Consider the following 23,654-nt stretch of genomic DNA (forward strand, 5'->3'; position numbering starts at 1 on the left):
GGAGAGTCGCGCGGCGTCCCGCTTCGGACGCCGACCCGACGTCAGTGGACGGAGAACCCGCCGTCCACGGCGATCGACTGCCCGGTGACGTAGGCGGAGCCCGGACCGGCGAGGAAGACGGCGGCCCCGGCGAAGTCGTCGGGTCGACCGTTGCGTCCGACCAGGGTGCGCGCCGCCAGCCGCTCGACCGTCTCGGGGTCCGCGCTGAGCCGGCGGTTCAGCGGGGTCTGCACGAATCCGGGGATGAGCACGTTGGCGGTGACCCCGTCCGCCGACCAGGCCTCGGCCTGGGAGCGGGCGAGCGCCTCCAGCGCCGCCTTCGAGACACCGTAGGCGCCACTCGAAGCGAACGGCCGGTGCGCCTGCTGGGAGCTGATGTGGATGAGGCGGCCGTAGCCTCGGACGGCCATGCCGGGTGCGAGGCGCTGCCCCAGGATGAAGGGGGCGTCCAGGTTGACCGCCATCGTGGCGTCCCACGTGGCTTCGTCCAGCTCCGGCATCGGCGGCCGCAGATTGATGCCGGCCGAGTTGACGAGGACATCGACGTCACCGACGGCATCGGCCAGGGCGTGGGCCCCGCCACGGGTCGAGAGATCGGCCCGCACGCCGTCCGCAGAACCTCCACGCGAGCGGATCCGCTCCACGGTCGACTCGATCGGTGCGGCGGTCCGTGCGGCGACGAGCACGTGCGCGCCGGCCCCCGCGAGGGCCACGGCGATGGCGTGGCCGATCCCCGAGCTGCCGCCGGTGACCAGCGCGGTCCGGCCATCGAGGCCGAAGAGCTGCTGCAGGTCCGTCACGGGTCCTCCTCCCGGATGCGGTGATCGCGGCCCTGGGGGCCCCGGGGCCGCGACGACCGTTGGAATGTGCGGCTCAGCCGAACCAGAGCGCGAGTTCGCGCTGCGCGGACTCGGGCGAGTCGGAGCCGTGCACGAGGTTCTGCTGCACTTTGAGCCCCCAGTCGCGGGCGAGGTCCCCGCGGATCGTCCCGGGGGCGGCCGTGGTCGGATCCGTCGTCCCGGCGAGCGAGCGGAAACCCTCGATCACGCGGTTGCCGGCGACGCGGAGCGCGACGATCGGGCCCGACTCCATGAACTCGACCAGCGGCTCGTAGAACGGCTTGCCCTCGTGCTCCTCGTAGTGCTTCGCGAGCAGCTCGCGGTCGGCCTGCAGCATCCGGATGTCCACGAGCGAGTAGCCCTTGGCCTCGATGCGGCGCAGGATCTCGCCGGTCAGGCTGCGGGCGACCCCGTCGGGCTTGACGAGGACGAGGGTCTCTTCGACGGCGGTGGTCATGGGTTCTCCGTTCCGTTGTGGGCCGTGGCGGCCCGTTGGTTGCGGTCGATGCGGGCGGCGGCGATCATGCAGTAGGTCCACATGGCCGTGAAGATCGCCCCCACGATGAAGAAGGCGGGCACCAGGAAGCCGGCGGCGACGACCGTCAGCTGCACGATCCAGCCGAGCACGACGCCGATCGGCCAGCGCAGGGTGCCGACCGCCAGGATCATGAGCACGATGACGGCTGCTCCCCCGCCGAGTGCGACCGCCGGCGGCAGGGCTCCGAGCCCGAACAGCACGAGCGCGCCGAGGAACACGATCACGAGTTCGAAGGCGAGCAGGATGGAGCCCAGGCTCTCGCGAAGGCTCCGCCTGCGGCGGGCGCGAGGCGCCGGTGCAGGGGTGGGCGCATCGTCGCTCACGCGCCGGACCCCTTCCACTCCTGCTCCTCGGCATACGCCATGGCAGCGCCGACGAGGACGATGGAGCCCGTGACGACGACCGCGCGCCGGCCGGCATCGCCCGCCCACTCGCGGGCCGATTCGAGAGCGTCCACGGCATCCGTGTAGACGATCGTCGCCTCGTCGCCGACCTCGTCGCGCACGATGTCGCCGAGCTCCTCGGCCTCCAGGGCGCGCTCGCTCGCCGGCTCGGTCACGTAGAACTGCGTCGCGACCGGTGCGAGAGCGCGCACGATGCCGCGGGTGTCCTTGTCGGCGAGGGCGCCGAGCACGAAGGTGAGCTTGTCGAAGTCGAAGTAGCGCCGCAGGGCGTCGGCGAGCGACGCCGCACCCGCCGGGTTGTGCGCCGCGTCGACCAGGATGGTCGGTTCGATCCCGATCAGCTGCAGCCGGCCGGGCGACGTGGCGGTGGCGAAGCCCTCCTCGACGAGATCGGCCTTCAGCGGCTGCGATCCCCGGCCGAGGAACGTCTCGACCGCGGCGACGGCCACGGCGGCGTTCTGCGCCTGATGGTCGCCGTACAGCGGCAGGAAGACGTCCTCATAGGTCGCGGCGCGACCGCGGACGGTCACCAGCTGGCCGCCGACGGCGACACTGGTCGATGCCACGTCGAAGTCGCGCGGCTGCAGCGCCAGGCTGGACTCGGTCAGGGCCGCAGCCTCCCGCAGCACGTCGAGCGCCTCCGGAGACTGGGCGGAGGTGACCACATCGGCGGACGGCTTGATGATGCCCGACTTGGTGCGCGCGATCTCCTCGATCGTGTCGCCCAGGGCCCGGGTGTGGTCCAGCGAGATCGGCGTGAACACGGCCACCTGGCCGTCGCCGACGTTCGTGGAGTCCCACTCGCCGCCCATGCCGACCTCGATCACCGCGACGTCGACGGGAGAGTCGGCGAAGACCGCGTAGGCCAGGGCCGTCAGCGCCTCGAAGAAGGTGAGCGGAGCCTTGCCCTGCTCCTCCAGCTCGGCGTCGACGATCTCGAGGTACGGGCGCACGTCGTCCCAGTTGCGGACGAGCTCCTCGTCGGAGATCGGCTGGCCGTCGATCACGATGCGTTCGTTGAAGCGCACGAGGTGCGGGCTCGTGAGAAGCCCCGTGCGCAGCCCGTAGGCGCGCAGGAGGCTCTCCACGATGCGGCTGGTCGACGTCTTGCCGTTGGTGCCGGTGATGTGGACGATCGGATAGGCGCGCTGCGGGTCGCCCAGCAGCTCCACCGCACGACGCGTGGCGTCGAGCCGGCGCTCGGGGGCACCCTCTCCGACCCGGGCGAGCAGTGCCTGGTAGACCGCTTCGGCCTGGTCGCGCCAGTCGTCCGCGGGAATCTCGTCGCTCATCGGACCGTCACCTCCGTCTTGGCCACGCCCACCGTGAACGCTCCCGCGTTCCCGAACTGCCGTGCCGTGAAGCTCTTCCTGAACTCGTCCGGAGCGCTCGTGGCGGCCACGCCGCCCGCGGCGATGCCGATCAGCGCGGCGAGCGTCTCGGCCGCGATGTCCACGGTGGCCGCGGCCGCCTCCACGGCCGCCCCGTCCTCCGGGCTGTCGAAGCTCAGCGACAGCTCGATCCGGTCGCTCACGTCGAGGCCGGCCGCCTTGCGGGTGTCCTGCACGGCGCGGATGACGTCGCGGGCCAGGCCCTCCGCCTCCAGCTCGGGCGTGGTGCGGGTGTCGAGCAGCACGAAGCCACCGCCGGCCAGCAGCGCGAGCGCACTCGACGACTCCTCATCGGCCTGGGCGGTCTCGAGCACGAGATCGTACTCCCCCTCGACCAGCTGGATGCCGCCGACGGTCACGACGCCGTCCTGCTCGCTCCAGTCGCCGGCGCGGGCGGCGCCGATCACCTGCTGCACCTGCTTGCCGAGACGTGGGCCTGCGGCACGGGCGTTCACCGTCAGCTTGCTGGTGATGCCGTAGGCGGACGCGCTGTCGTCGTGCAGCTCGACGAACTCCACCGCCTTCACATTGAGCTCATCGCGCAGGATGGCCTCGAACGGCCGCAGCGCGTCCGCGTTCTGCGCCACCACGGTCAGCGCCGCCAACGGCAGCCGCACGCGCAGCCCCGCCTGCTTGCGCAGCGAGAGCGTGGTCGAGCTGATCGCACGGATGCGGTCCATCGCGTCGACGAGCGCGTCGTCGGCCGGGAACTCCGCCGCGTCGGGCCAGTCGGTCAGGTGCACGCTGCGCCCGCCGGTGAGGCCCTTCCAGATCTGCTCCGACACCAGCGGCAGCAGCGGGGCCGCGACGCGGGTGAGGGTCTCGAGCACCGTGTAGAGCGTGTCGAACGCCTCGGCGCCGGTGCCGTCCTCCGCAACGCCGGTCCAGAACCGGTCGCGGGACCGGCGCACGTACCAGTTGGTGAGCACATCGGCGAAGTCGCGCAGCTTGGCCGCGGCCAGCGTCGAGTCGAGGCCCTCCAGGTCGGCTGTCACAGCCGCCACGAGGTCCTGCGTCTTGGCGAGCAGGTAGCGGTCGAGCACGTCCGTGGAAGTCACGGAGCGCTTCGCCTCGTACCCTGTCGCGTTGGCGTAGAGCGAGAAGAAGTACCAGGTGCTCCACAGCGGCAGCAGCACCTGGCGGACGCCCTCGCGGATGCCCTCCTCGGTCACCACCAGGTTGCCGCCGCGCAGGACGGGGCTCGACATCAGGAACCAGCGCATCGCGTCGGAGCCGTCGCGGTCGAACACCTCGTTCACGTCCGGGTAGTTGCGCAGCGACTTCGACATCTTCTGCCCGTCGCTGCCCAGCACGATGCCGTGACTGATCACGTTGGTGAAGGCCTGGCGGTCGAAGAGCGCCGTCGAGAGGGTGTGCAGCAGGTAGAACCACCCGCGGGTCTGGCCGATGTACTCGACGATGAAGTCCGCCGGGTGGTGCGTGTCGAACCACTCGCGGTTCTCGAACGGGTAGTGCACCTGGGCGAACGGCATCGACCCTGAGTCGAACCACACGTCGAGCACGTCCGTGATGCGTCGCATCGTCGAGCGGCCCGTCGGGTCGTCCGGGTTCGGGCGCGTCAGGTCGTCGATGAACGGCCGGTGCAGGTCGGGCTCCCCCGCGGCGTTCAGCGGCAGCCGTCCGAAGTCGCGCTCCAGCTCCTCCAGCGATCCGTACACGTCGGTGCGCGGATACGCCGGGTCGTCGCTCTTCCAGACCGGGATCGGCGAGCCGAAGTAGCGGTTGCGGGAGATGGACCAGTCACGGGCGCCGGCGACCCACTTGCCGAACTGGCCGTCCTTGACGTTCTCCGGGACCCAGTTGATCTCCTGGTTGAGCTCGCCCATCCGGTCGCGGAACTCCGTGACCCGGACGAACCAGCTGGAGACCGCCTTGTAGATCAGCGGGTTGCGGCAGCGCCAGCAGTGCGGATACGAGTGCTCGTAGCTCGCCTGACGGAGCAGACGTCCCTGATCCTTCAGGAGCTTGGTCAGCGGCTTGTTCGCGTCGAAGACCTGCATCCCGGCGACGTCGCCGACAGCGGGCAGGAAGCGCGCGCCGTCGTCGACGGAGATGATCATCGGGATCCCGGCGGCCTCGGTGACGCGCTGGTCGTCCTCGCCGTAGGCGGGAGCCTGGTGCACGATGCCGGTGCCGTCCTCGGTCGTGACGTAGTCGTCGACGAGGATGCGCCACGCGTTCTGCGTCCCGTAGGTCTCCGCGTCGGCGTAGTAGTCCCAGAGACGGTCGTAGTGCACGTCCTCCAGCTCGGAACCGAGGATGCTGCGCGAGACCGCGGCCTGGGCGTCGGCGGCGGACTCGTAGCCGAGGTCCTTCGCGTAGTTGCCCAGCAGGTCGACGGCGATGAGGTACTCGCCGCTCAGGACGTCGTCCTCCGTAGCTCCGTGGGTGTCGGCGGCGCCATTCGGGCCCGCCGGGACGACCGCGTAGTTGATCGCCGGACCGACCGCCAGGGCCAGGTTGGTCGGGAGGGTCCAGGGCGTCGTCGTCCAGGCGAGGGCGCGCACACCCGTGAGTCCGAGCGCCTCCGCCTTCGCCCCGACGAGCGGGAACGTCACCGTGACCGTCTGGTCCTGACGCATCTTGTAGACGTCGTCGTCCATCCGCAGCTCGTGGTTGGACAGCGGGGTCTGGTCGCGCCAGCAGTACGGGAGCACGCGATAGCCCTCGTAGGCGAGGCCCTTCTCGTGCAGCTGCTTGAAGGCCCAGATCACCGACTCCATGTAGGTCACGTCGAGGGTCTTGTAGTCGTTGTCGAAGTCGACCCAGCGCGCCTGACGGGTGACGTACTCCTGCCACTCCTTCGTGTAGCGCAGCACGGAGTCCTTCGCCGCCTGGTTGAAGGCGGCGATGCCCATCTCCTCGATCTGGCTCTTGTCGGTCAGGCCGAGCTGCCGCTCCGCCTCGAGCTCGGCCGGGAGGCCGTGGGTGTCCCAGCCGAAGCGCCGGTGGACCTGCTTGCCACGCATGGTCTGGAAGCGCGGGAAGACGTCCTTGGCGTACCCGGTCAGCAGGTGGCCGTAGTGCGGCAGGCCGTTCGCGAAGGGAGGCCCGTCGTAGAAGACCCACTCCGGCGCACCTTCACGGTTGGCCACGGAGGCGCGGAAGGTGTCGTCCTTCTTCCAGAACGCGAGGATGCCCGTCTCGATCTCGGGGAAGGCGGGGCTGGGCTCCACCTGCGGGCGACGGGGGGCGGCTGCGCCGTCGGCGTCCAGGCGCTCGGGCTCGGGCGCGTCCGGTGCGGACTTGGGGTACGGCATCTCTCTCCTGGCAGGTTCGCTGGTCTGCACGAGGACGCCGGGCGTTCGCACACCCGTCGCGGTACCACCCCGCTTGCCCCGCCCACCGGCGTCGCCGGACGGAACCTCTCCTTCTTCGGCTGTGACGGGCCGGCCCCGTTCGGTTCTACTGCGTGCCGCCGGAGCGACACGGTTCTTCCGAAGACTCGCCGGTGATGGCCGGGTCGTAGTCGTTGCCGTCGATTCTACCCGTTCGCCAGCACGGTCGCGTAGCCCCGGCAGACCGGCCCGACGGCGGCACGCACGAGCGGGGCGAGCGGGCCGCGGCGCACGCCGGCGCGCGCCCAGACGGTGGCGGCGGCGACCGCGGCCCCGACCACCGCGGTGGCGGCCGAACGCGGGAGCAGCGCATCGGGGTCGTCGCCGGTACGGGTCGCGATGGCCGCCGCGACCACCCGGACCAGCTCGAGGAAGCGCGGGAGGCCGGAGGCCTGGAGCTCCGCGTCCGTGCCCATCAGCTCCACCTGGGTGACGGCCAGCGGCAACCGGTCGGGGCCGAAGCCCTCCGCGAGGCGGACGACGGCGTCGAGCACGGCGTCCAGCGGCGGCCGGGCGTCGTCGGGCGCCGAGACCCCGGCCGCGAACCCGCCCAGCGACTCGTCGACCTCCAGCCACAGCAGGTCGCTCTTGGCCGGGAAGTAGTTGAAGAACGTCGCCCGGCTCACCCCGGCCCGGCGCGCGATGTCGTCGATCGTCGTCCCCGCGTACGTCTGCTCCAGGAACAGCTCGCCTGCCGCTTCGGCGATCATCTGCCGGGAGGACGCACGGGGTCGGCCGGAGCCGGAATGCGGTGACGCCATCGGGTGTTCCTCTCGAATGCCTATTATTGGACCCGGTCCACTTATCAACGAATGCGAAGGACGCCCGTGACAACCACCCCCACCGCCGTGCGCAGCGAGACGGATCGCCCCGGCATCACGCCCGGCACCGCACGTCGCGTCACGATCGCCTCGTTCGTTGGGACCGCCCTCGAATCGTACGACTTCTACCTGTTCGCCTACTTCAGCGCGTTCTTCGTCGGGCCGCTGTTCTTCCAGCCGCTCGGCGCGTTCGGTGGCGTCCTGGCCGGCTTCCTCACCATCGCGGCCGGCTTCGTCATCCGCCCGATCGGTGCGATCGTCTTCGGTCACCTCGGCGACCGGATCGGCCGACGCCCGACGCTGCTGATCACCATCGCGATGATGGGGATCGGCACGGGTCTCGTCGGCCTGCTGCCGACCTACGCCCAGGCGGGATGGTTCGGCGCGATCGCGCTCGTGATCCTGCGCCTGGTGCAGGGCCTGTCGCTCGGCGGGGAGTGGGGAGGCTCGATCCTCCTGGCGACCGAGTACGCGAACCCGAAGCGCCGCGGCTTCTACGCCGCGCTCCCCCAGCTCGGCTCCCCGGTGGGCTCCATCCTGAGTGCGGTGGTCTTCATCGCGATGACCGCGCTCATCCCGGCCGACCAGATCGCCGCGTGGGGCTGGCGCCTGCCGTTCCTCACGGCCATCCCGCTCCTGCTCGTCTCCCTCTACCTGCGCTGGTCGATCGACGAGACGCCGGTCTTCAAGCAGCTGCTCGAGACCGGCACGCGCGACCGGTTCCCGCTCCTCGACGTGTTCCGCAAGGCGCCGTCCGGCTTCGTCATCGCGATCGGCGCGGCCGTGCTCGGCATCGGCTCCTACTCGCTGATGAACACCTACATGGTCGACTACGGCACCGCCACGCTCGGGTTCAGCTTCCAGGACCTGCTCATCGCCACGACGATCGGCGGCCTGCTGCAGCTGGTGACCATCCCGCTGTTCGGCGTCTGGGCGACCAGGATCGGTTCGGCGCGGGTCGTCATGATCGGTGCGATCGGGACGCTGATCATCGCGTTCCCGATGTACTTCCTGCTGCAGTACGCGACGTTCCCCATCCTGGTCGGCAGCATGATCGTCGGCGGGATCCTGCCGACGCTGTCCTGGGCGGGTCTCGGCGGCCTGATGTCGGACCTGTTCCCGAGCGAGGTGCGCTACAGCGGGCTCTCGGTCGCGTACAGCATCGCCGCCCTCCTCACGGCCTTCGTGCCGGCTCTGACGCTCCTGCTCGGCGGCGCCACCGGCAACGCCTGGTGGCACCCGGGCATCGTGCTCGGACTGATGAGCGTCATCACCCTGGTCGCCGCGCTGATCGCGTCCCGGAGGGCGCCCATCGTCGACGAGGTCTGAACAGCGGCGCGGTCCTCCGGTACGCTTGTACGGTCGCACACTCAGGCACCCCGATGACACGGTGCCGCACATATCGAACCGGAGGACCATGAGCGCCGCGAACCCCGTGCCCGAGAAGCCCGCACTGGAGGGCCTGGAAGCCAAGTGGGGCGACCGCTGGCAGCAGCAGGGCACCTTCCGCTTCGACCGCGAGTCCGCGCTGGCCGCGGGCCGCGACTGCGTCTACTCGATCGACACCCCGCCGCCGACCGCATCCGGGTCGCTGCACATCGGGCACGTCTTCAGCTACACCCACACCGACGTCGTCGCGCGCTACCAGCGCATGCGCGGCAAGCACGTCTTCTACCCGATGGGCTGGGACGACAACGGCCTCCCCACCGAGCGCCGCGTGCAGAACTACTACGGCGTCCGCTGCGACCCGACCCTCCCCTACGAGCCGGACTTCGTCCCGCCGTTCGAGGGCGGCGACAACAAGAGCAGCAAGGCGGCCGACCAGAAGCCGATCTCGCGCCGCAACTTCATCGAGCTGTGCGAACGACTCACGGTCGAGGACGAGAAGCAGTTCGAGGCGCTCTGGCGCTCGCTCGGCCTCTCCGTCGACTGGTCGCAGACCTACCGCACCATCGGCCACGAGTCGCTCAGGACCTCGCAGCTCGCGTTCCTCCGCAACATCCACCGCGGCGAGGCGTACCAGGCCCTCGCGCCGACCCTGTGGGACATCACGTTCCGCACCGCCGTGGCCCAGGCCGAGCTCGAGGACCGCGAGCAGCCGAGCGCGTACCACCGCGTCGCCTTCCACGGCGCCGATGGTCCCGTCTACATCGAGACCACCCGCCCGGAGCTCCTCCCCGCGTGCGTCGCCCTGGTCGCCCACCCCGACGACGAGCGCTACCAGCCGCTGTTCGGCACCACCGTCCGCACGCCCGTCTTCGGCGTCGAGGTGCCGGTCGTCGCCCACCACCTCGCCCAGCCCGACAAGGGCAGCGGCATCGCGATGATCTGCACGTTCGGCGACATCACGGACGTGGTCTGGTGGCGCGAGCTCGATCTCCCGAACCGCGCGATCATCGGCTTCGACGGCCGCATCATCGGCGAGCCTCCCGCGGCGATCGAGAGCGACGAGGGCAAGGCCGCCTACGCCGAGCTCGCGGGCAAGACCACCTTCTCTGCCAAGCAGGCCGTCGTGGAGCTGCTGCGCGCCTCGGGCGACCTGATCGGCGACCCGAAGCCCATCCAGCACCCCGTCAAGTTCTTCGAGAAGGGCGACAAGCCGCTGGAGATCGTGTCCACCCGCCAGTGGTACGTCAAGAACGGCGCCCGGGACGAGCAGCTCCGCCGGCGCCTCATCGAGCTCGGGCGCGAGATCGACTGGCACCCGGAGTTCATGCGCGTGCGCTACGAGAACTGGGTCAACGGCCTGACCGGCGACTGGCTCATCTCGCGCCAGCGCTTCTTCGGCGTGCCCATCCCGGTCTGGTACCCGCTGGACGCCGAGGGCAACCCGGTCTTCGACCAGCCCATCCTGCCCACCGAGGAGCAGCTCCCGGTCGATCCGTCGTCCGACCCGGCCCCGGGCCACGACGAGTCGCAGCGCGGCCAGGCCGGCGGCTTCGTCGGCGAGCTCGACGTCATGGACACCTGGATGACCTCCTCCCTCACGCCGCAGCTGGCGGGAGGCTGGGAGCGCGACGACGCCCTGTTCCACGCCGTCTCCCCGTTCGACCTGCGCCCGCAGGGTCAGGACATCATCCGCACCTGGCTGTTCTCGACCCTCCTGCGCTCGCAGCTCGAGAACGACGTCGTCCCGTGGCGCAACGCGGCGATCTCCGGCTTCATCGTCGACCCCGACCGCAAGAAGATGTCGAAGTCGAAGGGCAACGTCGTCACCCCCGCCGACATCCTGGAGCGGCACGGCTCGGACGCCGTCCGCTACTGGGCCGCCTCGTCGCGCCTCGGCACCGATGCCGCCTTCGACCCGCAGAACCCCACGCAGATCAAGATCGGCCGCCGGCTGGCCATCAAGCTGCTGAACGCGGCGAAGTTCATCCTCGGCTTCGAGGCGCCCGCGTCGCTCGACCTGGCGCAGGTCACCAGCCCCCTCGACATCGGGATGCTGCAGAACCTCTCCGACGTGATCGCCGACGCCACCGGATCCCTCGACGGCTACGACCACGCTCGCGCGCTGGAGGTCGTCGAGACGTTCTTCTGGACCTTCTGCGACGACTACCTCGAGCTGGTCAAGGAGCGCGCCTACGGCGAGGCGAACGCCGAGCAGGTCTCGGCCGTCGTCGCCCTGCGCGTGGCGCTGTCCGCGTTCCTGCGCCTGCTCGCCCCGGTCCTGCCGTTCGCGGCCGAGGAGGCGTGGAGCTGGTCCGCCGAGGGCTCGGTGCACGTCGCACCGTGGCCGACCGCGGTCGAGGTCGCGCCCGCGAGCGACGACCAGCGCTCGGTGCTCGCCATCGTCGGGCGGGCGCTGACGGGCATCCGCGGCGCCAAGACGGCCGCCAAGGCCTCCCAGCGCACGCCGGTCGATTCGGCGGTCATCGCCGGTCCCGAGGCCGAGATCGCCGCGATCGAGTCGGCGGCCGCCGACCTGCGTTCGGTCGGCAGAATCGCGGAACTGCGTTTCGCATCCGCCGACGAGCTGACCGTCACCGATATTCTGCTTGCTCAGACCCCGACCGAGGAGGAACGATGACGGCGACCGTCCGGAAGGTGGAGGACAACGAGTTCTTCACCTGGCTCGACCTCTATGCGGGCTACGGCGACTTCTACGAGAAGCCGGTGACCGATGAGAAAGCGCTTCTCGTGTGGAGCTGGATCACCGACCCCGGCAACGAGCTGGAGGCCTATTTCGCGATCGATGACGACGGCGCCCCGGTGGGCGTCGCGCACGTGCGCGAGTTCGTCCGCCCGCTCGACGGCAGCAAGGGCCTCTACCTCGACGACCTGTTCGTCGCACCGGACGCCCGGGGCGAGGGTGCGGGTCGGCAACTGCTCGAGTTCCTCCGTGAGGCGGCCCACGATCGCGGCCTCTCGGTCGTCCGCTGGATCACCGCGAAGGACAACGAGACCGCGCGCCGCCTGTACGACGCGGTCGCGCAGAAGACCAAGTGGGTGACCTACGACCTCGTCCCCTGACGAGGATCGGGATATGGTCGGAACACGCAGGCGGCCCACGCGGCCGAATGGGGAAGGCGAACGGAGTAACCCATGACGATCGAGGTGCGACCGGTCAGGGACGGAGATTTCTTTGCCTGGCTGGAGCTGTACACCCAGTACGCGGAGTTCTACGAGACGGAGCTGACCGATCAGCGGGCCCTGGTCCTCTGGTCGTGGCTGACGGCTCCGGAGCACGAGGAGCTCGGCTTCGTCGCCGTCGACGGCGACCGCATCGTCGGCCTCGCGCACGTACGCGAGTTCGCCCGCCCACTGGAGGGCGACCGCGGGCTCTTCCTCGACGACCTGTTCGTCCTGGCGAGCGAGCGCGGTTCGGGAATCGGCCGCACCCTCATCCAGCACGTGCGTTCGCTCGCCGAGCAGCGCCGGCTGGGTGTCGTCCAGTGGATCACCGCGCAGGACAACGCGAACGCCCAGCGGGTCTACGACGCCGTCGCCTCGCGCACCTCGTGGGTGACCTACGAGATCGACCTGGCCGGGCAGAGCTGATGCAGCTCGGAACCCGCTGGGCCGTCGGAGCGACGCCGCCCGAGACCCTCCCGGAGGTCGTCGCCTACGCGCTGTCGACCGTCGAGGAGGAACTCGTCGCCACCGATGTGGAGACCACGGGCTGGCGCTGGACCCTCACTTGGCTGGAGGGCCGTCCGGTCGTCGAGCTCGACGACGGGACCGTCGTGCGGTACAACCCGCAGGAGGACTCCGCCACCATCACCCAGCCGGTGGAGCAGCAGGCCACCGACTACGACGAATTCTGATCCGCTCCGCACACCCGTCCCTCGACGCCGCCGACGGACCGGCTAGCGGGGAAGCTGGGGAAGCGTGCGGGCCGCACGGTCGCGTGTGCGCTCGACGAGCTCGATGCGCTCCGAATAGGTCGAGGGGCGGCGCACGGGGCGGGTGCCCCAGGCGGTGAGCGCCTCCCCCAGGCGGAGCGCGGTGCGATGGGTCCACGGCCGGCGGGCCGGGAGAGCGTAGGCGGTCATGAGGCGGATCCTTCCGTGACGGACTGGGGCGCCGGCTCGGTCGAGCCGGCGTCGTAGCTGCGGGCGCTGAACAGGAGTCGCGCGCAGATGACGGTGAGCAGGACGACCACGCCGCCGCCGATCACGAACGGCAGTCGCAGGTCGATGCGGGCGACGAACCCACCGAGCACCGTGGCGATCGGGGTGAGGCCCCAGCCGATGGTGCGGACGACACCCATGGCACGTCCGAGCATCACGCCCGGGATCAGCGCCTGGCGCAGTGCGCCCCAGGGCACGTTCCAGACGGCGACGCCGAACGCGCCGACCGCGTAGCTGAGCACGGCCACCACCACGTTCGCGGTGAGGCCGACGCCCAGGATGCCGACGCCGCTGACCAGGATGGACCAGAACATGATCCGCCCGCGGCCGAAGCGCGCGACGAGCGAGCTGGAGATCAACGCGCCTCCCAGCGCCCCCACACCCACGCCGGCGGTCACGACCCCGATCAGGGTCTCCGGCACCGAGAACGTCTGCAGCAGCAGGAGGACCACGCTGCCCTGGGCGAAGGCCAGGGCCGACGCCGTCAGCGACGTCAGGATGATCATCTTGCGCAGGAAGCGGTGCCCGGCGAGGAAGCGGACCACCGCGCCCATCCCGGGGCGCTCCGCGGCCTCCGCGGACCCGTCCGCCGTCACGGCCTCCGAACCCTGGGCGTGCGCTCGCGCCGCCGCGGCCGGGATGGTGAGGGCGAGCAGCCCTGCGATCAGGAAGCCCGACCCGGTCAGCCACACGGGGAGGACCAGGGCCACCGCGAAGAGAAAACCGGCGATCGGCGTGGCGATGAAGTTCTGGACGACGATCTCGGCCGACTGCATGCGGCCGTTCGCGCGATCGAGCTGATCGCGCCCGACGAGGCTCGGCACCACCGTCGTGGTGGCGTTGTCGAACACGGTCTCGCCCAGCCCGAAGAGCAGCACGCAGGCGTACAGCCACCAGATGGTCAACGCGTCGGCGGCGATGAGGCCGGCGAGCAGCGCCGCCACCGCGAAGCGCAGACTGTTGGCGACCGCCATCGCGATCCGGCGGTCGACCCGGTCCAGCAGCATCCCGGCCGGGATGCCGAAGAGCAGCCACGGCAGGAACGTCACGGCGGTGAGGCCGGCGATCAGCGCCGGGTCCCGGGTCAGGGTGGTGGCGATCAGCGGGACCGCCGTGCGACCGATCCCGTCGGCGAGGTTGCTGGCGATCGCCGCGGTCCACAACCGGTTGAACCCGGCGCCCATCGGCGACCGGCGCTCGCGCGGTCCGGTCACGGCGGTCATCGCTCGCTCGCCTCCACCAGCGGGAACGCGTTGAACTGCACCTGCACGCGGAGCTTGCCCTCGACGTCCTGCGCCTTCCACTGCTCCCGCAGGCGGTCCTGCAGCGCGTAGTACTCACGGCCGAACTCGGCGAGCTGGTCCATGGTGAGCTCGAGGTGCGAGGTGGAGAGCGTGCTCGCCTGCATCCACTCGCTGCCGTAGACGTCGAGTCCGCGGCGGACGAACGCCGTCAGCCGGCGTTCGTTGTTCTGCTGCCACTCGCGCGAGATGAGCTCGTTGGCCTCCCGTCCTGCCGGGGTGGCGAGGGTCTCCAGGGAGCCGATCGTGACGCCGCCGGGGGCCATCCGCCACCAGCGCTCGCGCCCCGAGCCACGCTCGGTGTCCTCGACGATGATGTCGTGCTTGGCCAGCTGGCGCAGGTGGTAGCTGGTCGAGCCGCTGGACTCCCCCAGCCGCTCCGCGAGGCCGCTGGCCGTGGCCGGGCCGAAGTCGGACAGCTCGTTCATGATCTCGACGCGCAGCGGGTGCGCCAGCGCGCGCAGTGCCTCCATGCCGAGGGCGTCGTGCATCGGGTGCGAGATCGCCGCCGGCTTCTGCTCGGCGGGGTTGGCGGCGCGGTCTTCTTCGGTGGACATACGATGAGAATACAATCGCAAAGCTTTCTTTGCAACTGTTTCTTTGCATCAGTTTCTTTGCAACACTCTGTTTGCAGAGGAGTCTTTGCATCGGTTGCATGCTCGGCCCTAGGCTGGTGTGATGGCAGACACCGCGAATCCGTTCTTCACCCCCAGCACCCTCCCCTATCAGCTGCCGCCGTTCGCCGAGATCCGGGACGAGCACTACCGTCCGGCCTTCGAGCGCGGCTTCCAGGAGCAGCTCGCCGAGGTCGAGGCCATCGCGGCCTCCCCCGAGCCGCCGACCTTCGAGAACACCTTCCTCCCGCTGGAGCGCTCGGGTGCGGTGCTGCAGCGGGTCGCCGAGGTGTTCTTCAACAAGAGCTCCTCCGACAGCACCGACTTCACGAACGCCCTCGAGGAGGAGATCGCCCCGCAGCTGGCCGCGCACCAGGACGCGATCCTCCTCAACCCCGCCCTCCACGCCCGGATCGCCGCCGTGCACGACCGGCTCGACGACCTGGGGCTCGACGCCGAGTCCCGCTACCTGGTCGAGCGCTACCACACCGAGTTCACCCTCGCCGGAGCCGGACTCGACGACGCCGACAAGGAGCGCCTGCGCGAGTACAACCAGCGGCTGTCGACCCTGACGACCCGGTTCGAGAAGAACCTGCTCGCCGACACCAACGACCTCGCCGTGGTGCTCGACTCGGCCGACGAGCTGGACGGCCTCGGCGAGGGAGAGATCTCCGCCGCCGCCGAGGCCGCCCGGGAGCGCGGCCTGGACGGCAGGTACGTCGTCTCCCTCGTGCTCCCCACCGGTCACCCGTGGCTCGCCTCGCTCACCCGGCGGGACGTGCGGGAGCGGATCATGGCGGCCTCCCGCGCCCGCGGCATCCGCGGCGGCGAGCACGACAACCGCGAGCTCGTCCTCGAGATCACCCGGCTGCGCGCCGAGCGCGCCCGCCTGCTGGGCTTCGACAGCCACGCGGCGTTCGTGACCGCCGACCAGACCGCCCGCACGCCGCAGGCCGTCGCCGACATGCTCGGCCGGCTCGCTCCTCCCGCCGCCCGCAACGCCCGCGCCGAGCAGGCCGACCTGGAGCGCCGCCTCCCCGCGGGCGACTCCGTGCGGAGCTGGGACTGGGCCCACCTGACCGAGCAGGTGCGCCAGGAGACGTACGACGTCGACTTCGCCGCCATGCGGCCGTACTTCGAGGCCGAGCGGGTCCTCCGCGACGGCGTCTTCCACGCCGCGACGCGTCTCTACGGCATCACGTTCGAGGAGCGGCCCGACCTCGTCGCGTACCACCCGGACGCGCGCGTCTTCGAGGTGAGCAACGAGGACGGCAGTCCGCTGGGACTGTACATCCTCGACCTCTACACTCGCGACTCCAAGCGCGGCGGGGCGTGGATGAACCCCCTCATCTCGCAGTCCGAGCTGCTCGCCACGCCGACCGTGGTTGTCAACAACCTCAACGTTCCCAAGCCCGCGGCGGGTGAGCCGACGCTGCTGACCTACGACGAGACGAACACCCTCTTCCACGAGTTCGGCCACGCTCTCCACGGCCTGTTCGCGCGAGTGACGTATCCGAAGTTCGCCGGGACGAATGTGTTCCGCGACTTCGTCGAGTTCCCCAGCCAGGTCAACGAGATGTGGATGCTCTGGCCCGAGATCGTCGCGAACTACGCCGTGCACCACGTGACGGGCGAGCGGATGCCGCAGGACCTGATCGACCGGCTGCACGCCTCCGAGTCGTTCAACGAGGGCTTCGCCACCAGCGAGTATCTGGCCGCGGCGCTGCTAGACCAGGCCTGGCATGCGATCACCGCGGACGACACCGTCGACGACGTCGCCGACTTCGAGGCGCAGGCGCTCGCGGCGGTCGGCCTGGACGCACCGGCCATCCCGCCCCGGTATGCCAGCACCTACTTCGCGCACACCTTCTCGGGCGGATACGACGCCGGGTACTACTCCTACATCTGGAGCGAGGTGCTCGACGCCGACACCGTGGAGTGGTTCAAGGAGAATGGCGGCCTGACCCGCGCGAACGGCGACCGGTTCCGCTCCCGGCTGCTCGGGGTCGGCGGGTCGAAGGATCCGCTGGAGGCGTACCGCGACTTCCGCGGTCGCGACGCCGTCATCGAGCCGCTGCTGAAGCGACGCGGGCTCGGCGACTAGCCCGGATCTAGCCCCCTTCCCGCGCAGGCTCTAGCCTGAGCCCTATCCTGTGCGGAGACTCCGCGGGAAGGGAGCCCCCATGAGCGACGCCGGTCCCGTGCGCCCGACGCCCGCGCCGACCGTTCGGATGCTGCTGCTGCTCAGCGTCCCGGCTCTCCTGATCGGCGTGCTGTCCGCGCTCTCGCTCTGGCTGCTCGACGGGATCGCCGAGCTGCTGCAGACCGCCCTCTGGACCGCGCTTCCCGGTGCCTTCGGCATCGTCGGCGCGTCCGGATGGTGGATCTTCCTCGTCCTGACCATCACCGGCACGGCCGTCGGCCTGACGGTGTGGCTGCTGCCCGGGCACGCCGGCCCGGACTCGGCCACGACCGAGCTCGTGACGACGCCCCTGCGACCCCTGGTCGTTCCGTCCCTCGCCCTGGCCGCCGTGCTCGGGCTCGCGGGAGGTGTGAGCCTCGGGCCCGAGAACCCGATCATCGCCATCAACGCCAGCCTGCTGGTAGCTCTGGTCGCCCGGCTGTGGAAGCGTGTCCCGACCGAGCTCGTGCTGCTGATGACCGCGGCCGCGACCATCGGCGCGATGTTCGGCACCCCGGTCGCCGCCGCCCTGGTCTTCACCGGTATCGTCGCGGCGGCGCCGGGCGGGGGCGCGCTGTGGGATCGGCTGTTCCTGCCCCTGGTGGCCGCTGCGGCCGGTTCGCTCACCATGACGTTGCTCTCGCACCCGCAGTTCGGCATCCCGATGCCGGCCTACACGACGGTGCACTGGCCGGACGCGGTCGCGGCGCTCGTCATCGCGACCGCGGCCGCCGTGCTGGGCGTGCTGGGCGCGGCGGTCTTCCCGGCCGTGCACCGGGCGTTCCACGCGCTGCGCAACCCGGTGCTGGTGTCGCTCGCCGGCGGCGCGGTGCTCGGCGTCCTCGGCGCGATCGGCGGGCCCGTCACGCTGTTCAAGGGCTTGGAGCAGATGGGCGAACTGGTGCAGGACCGGGCGCAGTACACCGCCCTGCAGCTCCTGGTGATCGTCGTGGTGAAGCTCGCGGCGCTGCTGGTCGCCGCAAGCGCGGGCTTCCGTGGCGGACGCGTGTTCCCCGCCGTCTTCATCGGCGCGGCCGTCGGTCTGCTCGCGCAGGCGCTGGTGCCGGGCATCCCACTGCCGGTGGCCGTGTCCGCCGGTGTGCTCGGGATGACGGTGGCGGTCGCGCGGGACGGCTGGATCGCGATCTTCGTCGCCCTGGCGGTCACGCAGAGCGTCGCGGTGCTGCCCCTGATGTGTCTGGCGATCCTGCCCGCGTGGCTCGCGGTTACCCGCTCACCGCAGTGGCTGATCGTTCCGCGGGCGAATGCCGACGGTCTCGCCGCTCCCGCACTCCGACGCGGAGCGTGACCGCACGATTCCGCTGGTCGGACGTCGTGCCGGGGCGGGCAGCCCTCAGGCGGACTTCTCTTCGCGCCGGGCGCGGTGCGGGACGATCGTGGGGGCCGCGTTCTCGAGCACGGCCTCCTTCGTGACGACCACCCGGGCGACCTCGGAGCTGGACGGCACCTCGAACATGATCGGGCCGAGCACCTCCTCCATGATCGCGCGGAGGCCGCGGGCGCCGGTCTTGCGGAGCACCGCGAGGTCGGCGATGGCTTCGAGGGCGGCGTGCTCGAACTCCAGCTGCACGCCGTCGAGCTCGAACATCCGCTGGTACTGCCGCACCAGCGCGTTCTTCGGCTCGGTGAGGATCTGCATCAGCGCGCTCTGGTCGAGCTGCGTGACCGTCGTGACGACGGGGAGGCGGCCGATGAACTCGGGGATGAGCCCGAACTTGTGCAGGTCCTCCGGGAGCACCTCGCTGAAGAGGTTGATGTCGTCGCCTTTGGAGTGGAGCGGGGCGCCGAAGCCGATGCCCTTCTTGCCCGCACGGGACGAGATGATCTCCTCCAGGCCTGCGAAGGCTCCGGCCACGATGAACAGCACGTTCGTCGTGTCGATCTGGATGAACTCCTGGTGCGGATGCTTGCGGCCGCCCTGGGGCGGCACCGAGGCGACGGTGCCCTCGAGGATCTTGAGCAGCGCCTGCTGCACGCCCTCGCCGGAGACGTCGCGGGTGATCGACGGATTCTCGGCCTTGCGGGCGATCTTGTCGACCTCGTCGATGTAGATGATGCCGGTCTCGGCGCGCTTGACGTCGTAGTCGGCGGCCTGGATGAGTTTGAGGAGGATGTTCTCGACGTCTTCTCCGACGTAGCCCGCCTCGGTGAGGGCGGTGGCGTCGGCGACGGCGAACGGCACGTTGAGGCGCCGGGCGAGCGTCTGCGCCAGGTAGGTCTTGCCGCACCCGGTCGGGCCGATCAGCAGGATGTTGCTCTTGGCGATCTCGACGTCGTCCATGGCGTCGGCCGACGTGATGGTCTGCTTGGCACGGACCCGCTTGTAGTGGTTGTAGACCGCGACGGCGAGGGAGCGCTTGGCCTGCTCCTGGCCGATGACGTATTCCTCGAGGAAGCCGAAGATCTCCTTCGGCTTCGGCAGCTCGAATTCGCTCGCGGCCTCTTCGCCGGCCTCGGCGAGGCGCTCCTCGATGATCTCGTTGCAGAGCTCGACGCACTCGTCGCAGATGTAGACGCCCGGTCCGGCGATCAGCTGCTGGACCTGCTTCTGGCTCTTGCCGCAGAAGGAACACTTGAGCAGATCGGCGCTCTCCCCGATGCGTGCCATCTCTCATCCCCTCCTACTACACGGGTTTCTTCGTCACGAGCCTAACCTGTGCGAGCGACAATGGTGCGCACCGGCGGGTCGATCGGCCCGTTCGATCGTTCTGCCGAGAGCAGATCGCGCGGCCGGGGTGCGCGAAACGGATCGACCCCCGGACGCACGAATGGGCGGGGCGGTCGTGGAGACCGCCCCGCCCATTCGCGGATACTGCTTACTTGACCAGTGCCGGCAGCGACTTCCGGCTGGTGAGGACCTGGTCGATCAGGCCGTACTCGAGAGCCTCCGCCGCAGACAGGATCTTGTCGCGGTCGATGTCCTTGTTGACCTGCTCCAGCGGCCGGTTCGAGTGACGCGACAGCGTCTCCTCGAGCCAGGTGCGCATCCGGAGGATCTCGCGGGCCTGGATCTCGATGTCCGACGCCTGGCCCTGTCCGGCCTCGCCGACGGCGGGCTGGTGGATCAGGATGCGGGCGTTGGGCAGCGCGAGGCGCTTGCCCGGGGTTCCCGCGGCGGTGAGCACGGCTGCGGCCGAGGCGGCCTGGCCGAGCACGACCGTCTGGATCTCCGGACGGATGTACTGCATCGTGTCGTAGATCGCCGTCATCGCGGTGAACGAGCCACCGGGCGAGTTGATGTACATGACGATGTCGCGGTCCGGGTCCTGGCTCTCGAGCACGAGCAGCTGGGCCATGATGTCGTCGGCGGAGGCGTCGTCCACCTGGACGCCGAGGAAGATGATGCGGTCCTCGAAGAGCTTCGCGTACGGGTCCTGCCGCTTGTAGCCGTAGGCCGTGCGCTCCTCGAAGCTGGGCAGGATGTAGCGGGCGCCGGGCGCCTGCACACCGCCGAGGGCCTGGCCTCCGGTGGGGGCCCCGCCGAGCATGGGGATGTTCATTGTCGTGTCCTTGTCCTTCCGGCGTTCGCTACTTGGTCGAGTCCTGGTCGGTGCCGCCGCCGCCGGCGACGTCGAGCGCCGACTCGCGGATGTGGTCGACGAACCCGTATTCGAGCGCCTCCTGTGCTGTGAACCAGCGGTCCCGGTCGCCGTCGGCATTGACCTGCTCGACGGACTTGCCGGTGGCCGCGGCCGTGATCTCGGCGAGTCGCTTCTTCATGTCCAGGATGAGCTGCGCCTGGGTCTGGATGTCGCTCGCGGTGCCGCCGAAACCGCCGTGCGGCTGGTGCAGCAGGACGCGCGCGTTCGGGGTGATGTACCGCTTGCCCTTGGTGCCGGCGGTGAGGAGCAGCTGGCCCATGGAGGCCGCCATGCCGATGCCGACCGTGACGATGTCGTTCGGGACGAACTGCATGGTGTCGTAGATCGCCATGCCGGCCGTGATCGATCCGCCGGGAGAGTTGATGTAGAGGTAGATGTCGCGCTTCGGGTCCTCCGCGGCCAGGAGGAGCAGCTTCGCAGCGATCTCGTTCGCGTTCTCGTCCCGGACCTCGGACCCGAGCCAGATGATGCGGTCCTTCAGCAGTCTGTCGAAAACATTGGGCTGGATACCCAGGTCGGCCATGTTCGCTCCGTTTCCTTGTCGCTTGGAAATGAATCTATCGGAGCGCCACGGCCATTTCCGCGGTGTTCGCCCTCGGCAGAGAGCCGTGGCGCGGCCGTTCGCCGCCCGCGATCACTCGTCGTCGAGTTCGTCCGCGTAGGCGGTCACGGCCCGGCCGTACCGGCCGAGGTGCGGCGCGAGCGTGACGAGCGCCTCCCGCAGTGCCTCGGCGTGCAGGCCGAGGTCGTGCAGCGCGAGCGCGGCGAAGGCGCGGGCGTCCGGGGCGAGCGGGCCATCCGGGTCGGCGGCGAGCAGGTCGCGCAGCAGCTCCACCGCCTCCTGGGGCCGGTCGAGGTTCCGCAGTGTGCTGGCGAGCTGGACGGTCGCGCGGGAGCGCTCGGGGTCGCTCAGGCCCGCGTCGAGTGCGCGCCGGTAGAACGGCTCCGCCTCCGCCTCCCGCCCGGCGAAGTCGTACGCGCCCGCCGTCTCGTAGAGCGCGAGCGGATCGTCGGCCGGCCGCTCGGCCGCGAGCGCGAGGATCGCGGCCAGGGTCCGCTCCTCGCCGTGCGTCGCGGCAGTGCCCCACACCGCGTCGACGCGCTGCTGCCAGTCACTCATCCCCGCTCTCCTCCCGTGCCTGCGACGGCGCCCGTACCTGCGACGGTGCCCGTGCCTGCGACGGTGCCCATGCCTGCGACGGCGTCGCCGGAGACGACGAAGGCCGGGAGCATCACGCACCCGGCCTTCGTCGTCACTGTCGGATCACTCCGCGTCAGCGGCCTTCTTCTTGGCGGCCGGCTTCTTGGCAGGAGCCTTCTTCGCGGCAGCCTTCTTCGCCGGCTTCTCCTCGGCGGCGGGGGCCTCGGGGGCCTCCTCGGCGGGAGCCGCGGTCGCGTCGTCGGCGGCCTCGTCGTCACCGGAGGCGACGGCCGTGAACTCACTGAGGTCGACCGGCTTGCCGTTGCTGTCGACGACCTTCACCTTGCCGAGGACGATCGCGAGCGCCTTGTTGCGGGCGACCTCGCCGACCATCGACGGGATCTGGCCGTTCTCGCTGAGGATCTTGACGAACTCGTTCGGGTCCATGCCGTACTGCGCGGCACCCTGGATGAGGTACTGGGTGAGCTCGTCCTGGCTGACCTTGATGTCCTCGGCGCTGGAGACCTCGTCGAGGAGGATCTGCGTGCGGAAGGTCTTCTCGCTCGACTCGGTGACCTCGGCGCGGTGCACGTCGTCCTCGAGGCGGTTCTCCTGCTCGAGGTGGCGGTGCACCTCGTCCTCGACGAGCTGCTCGGGGACCGGGATCTCGACGAGCTCGAGGAGCGTGTCCACGAGCTGGTCGCGGGCGGACGTGCCCTGACCGAACGCCTTGGAGCGCTCCACCTGGGTGCGCAGGCTGTCGCGCAGCTCGGCGATGGTGTCGAACTCGCTGGCGATCTGGGCGAAGTCGTCGTCCGCCTCCGGCAGCTCGCGCTCCTTGACGGCGTTCAGCGTCACGGTGATCTGCGCGTTCTCGCCCTCGTGGTCGCCGCCCATGAGCGGGGCCTCGAAGGTGGTGGTCTCGCCGGCGGTCAGCGTGTCGAGCGCCTCATCGATGCCCTCGATGAGCTCGCCGGAGCCGATCTCGTAGGAGATGTTCGCGGCGGTGTCGACCTCTTCGCCACCGATCTCGGCGGTCAGGTCGATCTGGGCGAAGTCGCCCTTCTTGGCCGGGCGGTCGACGGTGACCAGTGTGCCGAAGCGGCTGCGGAGCGTGTCGAGCTCCTCGTCGATGTCGCTGTCCGCGATCTCGGCGGCGTCCACCGTGATGGTGATGTCGTCGAGCTTCGGCAGGGTGATCTCCGGGCGGACGTCGACCTCGATGGTGAGGAGGAGGTCGCCCGAGAAGTCGGCCTCGGCCGGCCACTCGGTGATGTCCGCCGACGGGCGGCCGAGGGGGCGCACGTCGTTCTCCTCGACGGCTGCACGGTAGAAACCGTCCAGGCCCTCGTTGACGGCGTGCTCGAGCACGGCCGCCTTGCCGACGCGCTGGTCGATGATGGCCGGCGGGACCTTGCCCTTGCGGAAGCCGGGGATGCTGACCTGCTCGGCGATGTGCTCGTACGCGTGGGTGATGGAAGGCTTCAGCTCCTCCGGCGTCACCGAGATGGTGAGCTTCGTGCGGGTGGGGCTGAGCTTCTCGACCGTGGTCTTCACGATGTCTGGGTTCTCCTGAATGTTCGAACGATGGTCTTCTCGCAAGGAACGAGGTCCTCGTCGGGGCGACAGGATTCGAACCTGCGACCTCCCGCTCCCAAAGCGGGCGCTCTAGCCAAGCTGAGCTACGCCCCGGCTACAACGGTGCGAAAGACCACGCGCAAGTCTACTGCACACGAGCTGCCCCCCGCGTGTACTACGATGGTCTCCGGCCGTCGCAGACGCACGGCTTCGGGGATGTAGCTCAATGGTAGAGCCTCAGTCTTCCAAACTGATTACGCGGGTTCGATTCCCGTCATCCCCTCCCTTACAGA

The 23,654-nt window shown here is 70.0% G+C and carries 22 protein-coding genes and 2 tRNA genes; 8 read left to right on the forward strand and 16 right to left on the reverse strand.

Annotated features, from left to right (window positions below; translation table 11 throughout):
- Positions 1-41: 41 nt before the first annotated feature.
- From U870_RS0103070 to U870_RS0103095, 6 genes are all read right to left on the reverse strand, one after another.
- On the reverse strand, positions 42-800 hold the full coding sequence (locus tag U870_RS0103070; protein WP_025155952.1) for an SDR family NAD(P)-dependent oxidoreductase: 759 nt from the start codon (positions 798-800) through the stop codon (positions 42-44).
- A gap of 73 nt (positions 801-873) precedes the next feature.
- Positions 874-1,296: a nucleoside-diphosphate kinase gene (gene ndk / locus U870_RS0103075; protein WP_025155953.1), complete on the reverse strand. Its 423-nt coding sequence runs from the start codon at positions 1,294-1,296 to the stop codon at positions 874-876.
- Entirely contained in the window at positions 1,293-1,700 is a 408-nt protein-coding gene (locus U870_RS0103080) for a DUF4233 domain-containing protein (protein ID WP_025155954.1), read from the reverse strand. Before U870_RS0103080 ends, ndk begins: the two co-directional genes overlap by 4 nt.
- Positions 1,697-3,073, reverse strand: coding sequence for a bifunctional folylpolyglutamate synthase/dihydrofolate synthase (locus U870_RS0103085; RefSeq protein WP_025155955.1), 1,377 nt, complete (start codon positions 3,071-3,073; stop codon positions 1,697-1,699). The genes U870_RS0103080 and U870_RS0103085 overlap by 4 nt, the downstream gene beginning before the upstream one ends.
- Positions 3,070-6,453: an isoleucine--tRNA ligase gene (ileS, locus tag U870_RS0103090; protein ID WP_025155956.1), complete on the reverse strand. Its 3,384-nt coding sequence runs from the start codon at positions 6,451-6,453 to the stop codon at positions 3,070-3,072. Before ileS ends, U870_RS0103085 begins: the two co-directional genes overlap by 4 nt.
- A gap of 224 nt (positions 6,454-6,677) precedes the next feature.
- Entirely contained in the window at positions 6,678-7,292 is a 615-nt protein-coding gene (locus U870_RS0103095; RefSeq protein WP_025155957.1) for a TetR family transcriptional regulator, read from the reverse strand.
- A gap of 66 nt (positions 7,293-7,358) precedes the next feature.
- On the opposite strand from U870_RS0103095, the gene U870_RS0103100 reads away from it, so the two are divergent.
- The 5 genes from U870_RS0103100 (at position 7,359) to U870_RS0103120 (ending at position 12,616) form a co-directional block, all read left to right on the forward strand.
- Positions 7,359-8,681, forward strand: a complete 1,323-nt coding sequence (locus U870_RS0103100; RefSeq protein WP_025155958.1) for an MFS transporter — start codon at positions 7,359-7,361, stop codon at positions 8,679-8,681.
- Positions 8,682-8,769: 88 nt separating this feature from the next.
- The gene (valS, locus tag U870_RS0103105; protein WP_025155959.1) at positions 8,770-11,379 is read left to right on the forward strand and encodes a valine--tRNA ligase; all 2,610 of its coding nucleotides are present in this window, start codon (positions 8,770-8,772) and stop codon (positions 11,377-11,379) included.
- Positions 11,376-11,822, forward strand: coding sequence for a GNAT family N-acetyltransferase (locus U870_RS0103110; RefSeq protein WP_025155960.1), 447 nt, complete (start codon positions 11,376-11,378; stop codon positions 11,820-11,822). The genes valS and U870_RS0103110 overlap by 4 nt, the downstream gene beginning before the upstream one ends.
- A gap of 72 nt (positions 11,823-11,894) precedes the next feature.
- Positions 11,895-12,350 carry a GNAT family N-acetyltransferase gene (locus U870_RS0103115; protein ID WP_025155961.1) on the forward strand — a complete coding sequence of 152 codons (456 nt, stop codon included), beginning with the start codon at positions 11,895-11,897 and terminating at the stop codon, positions 12,348-12,350.
- On the forward strand, positions 12,350-12,616 hold the full coding sequence (locus tag U870_RS0103120) for a hypothetical protein (protein ID WP_025155962.1): 267 nt from the start codon (positions 12,350-12,352) through the stop codon (positions 12,614-12,616). Before U870_RS0103115 ends, U870_RS0103120 begins: the two co-directional genes overlap by 1 nt.
- 42 nt (positions 12,617-12,658) lie before the next feature.
- Here the strand turns inward: U870_RS0103120 and U870_RS0103125 are convergent, their stop codons facing one another.
- From U870_RS0103125 to U870_RS0103135, 3 genes are read right to left on the reverse strand one after another with little or no spacing between them, the layout of a single operon-like run.
- Positions 12,659-12,844, reverse strand: coding sequence for a hypothetical protein (locus tag U870_RS0103125; RefSeq protein ID WP_025155963.1), 186 nt, complete (start codon positions 12,842-12,844; stop codon positions 12,659-12,661).
- Entirely contained in the window at positions 12,841-14,145 is a 1,305-nt protein-coding gene (locus tag U870_RS0103130) for an MFS transporter (protein ID WP_025155964.1), read from the reverse strand. The genes U870_RS0103125 and U870_RS0103130 overlap by 4 nt, the downstream gene beginning before the upstream one ends.
- On the reverse strand, positions 14,142-14,780 hold the full coding sequence (locus tag U870_RS0103135) for an ArsR/SmtB family transcription factor (protein ID WP_025155965.1): 639 nt from the start codon (positions 14,778-14,780) through the stop codon (positions 14,142-14,144). The genes U870_RS0103130 and U870_RS0103135 overlap by 4 nt, the downstream gene beginning before the upstream one ends.
- 121 nt (positions 14,781-14,901) lie before the next feature.
- Here U870_RS0103135 and U870_RS0103140 point away from each other — a divergent pair, with 121 nt between their 5' ends.
- A complete protein-coding gene (locus U870_RS0103140; protein WP_029947114.1) occupies positions 14,902-16,941 on the forward strand; it encodes a M3 family metallopeptidase in 2,040 nt (679 codons plus the stop codon).
- 79 nt (positions 16,942-17,020) lie between these two features.
- Positions 17,021-18,328, forward strand: coding sequence for an ion channel protein (locus tag U870_RS0103145; protein ID WP_025155966.1), 1,308 nt, complete (start codon positions 17,021-17,023; stop codon positions 18,326-18,328).
- Positions 18,329-18,373: 45 nt separating this feature from the next.
- On the opposite strand, the gene clpX is transcribed toward U870_RS0103145, so the two are convergent.
- From clpX to U870_RS0103180, 7 genes are all read right to left on the reverse strand, one after another.
- Positions 18,374-19,648 (reverse strand): ATP-dependent Clp protease ATP-binding subunit ClpX, encoded by a 1,275-nt coding sequence (gene clpX, locus U870_RS0103150; protein ID WP_025155967.1) that lies wholly within the window; start codon positions 19,646-19,648, stop codon positions 18,374-18,376.
- 208 nt (positions 19,649-19,856) lie between these two features.
- Positions 19,857-20,540, reverse strand: a complete 684-nt coding sequence (locus U870_RS0103155; protein ID WP_025155968.1) for an ATP-dependent Clp protease proteolytic subunit — start codon at positions 20,538-20,540, stop codon at positions 19,857-19,859.
- 28 nt (positions 20,541-20,568) lie between these two features.
- Complete coding sequence (locus tag U870_RS0103160) at positions 20,569-21,165, reverse strand: ATP-dependent Clp protease proteolytic subunit (protein WP_025155969.1); 597 nt, start codon at positions 21,163-21,165, stop codon at positions 20,569-20,571.
- 111 nt (positions 21,166-21,276) lie between these two features.
- The gene (locus tag U870_RS0103165) at positions 21,277-21,762 is read right to left on the reverse strand and encodes a tetratricopeptide repeat protein (RefSeq protein WP_025155970.1); all 486 of its coding nucleotides are present in this window, start codon (positions 21,760-21,762) and stop codon (positions 21,277-21,279) included.
- Positions 21,759-21,899 (reverse strand): hypothetical protein, encoded by a 141-nt coding sequence (locus U870_RS24220; RefSeq protein WP_162819071.1) that lies wholly within the window; start codon positions 21,897-21,899, stop codon positions 21,759-21,761. Before U870_RS24220 ends, U870_RS0103165 begins: the two co-directional genes overlap by 4 nt.
- A 7-nt stretch (positions 21,900-21,906) precedes the next feature.
- The gene (gene tig / locus U870_RS0103175; RefSeq protein WP_025155971.1) at positions 21,907-23,340 is read right to left on the reverse strand and encodes a trigger factor; all 1,434 of its coding nucleotides are present in this window, start codon (positions 23,338-23,340) and stop codon (positions 21,907-21,909) included.
- Between the two features lie 60 nt (positions 23,341-23,400).
- A tRNA-Pro gene (locus U870_RS0103180) sits at positions 23,401-23,475 on the reverse strand.
- 98 nt (positions 23,476-23,573) lie between these two features.
- Here U870_RS0103180 and U870_RS0103185 point away from each other — a divergent pair.
- A tRNA-Gly gene (locus U870_RS0103185) sits at positions 23,574-23,644 on the forward strand.
- Positions 23,645-23,654: the final 10 nt, after the last annotated feature.

The organism is Leifsonia aquatica H1aii, assembly GCF_000633535.1.
Classification (GTDB): domain Bacteria; phylum Actinomycetota; class Actinomycetes; order Actinomycetales; family Microbacteriaceae; genus Leifsonia; species Leifsonia aquatica_A.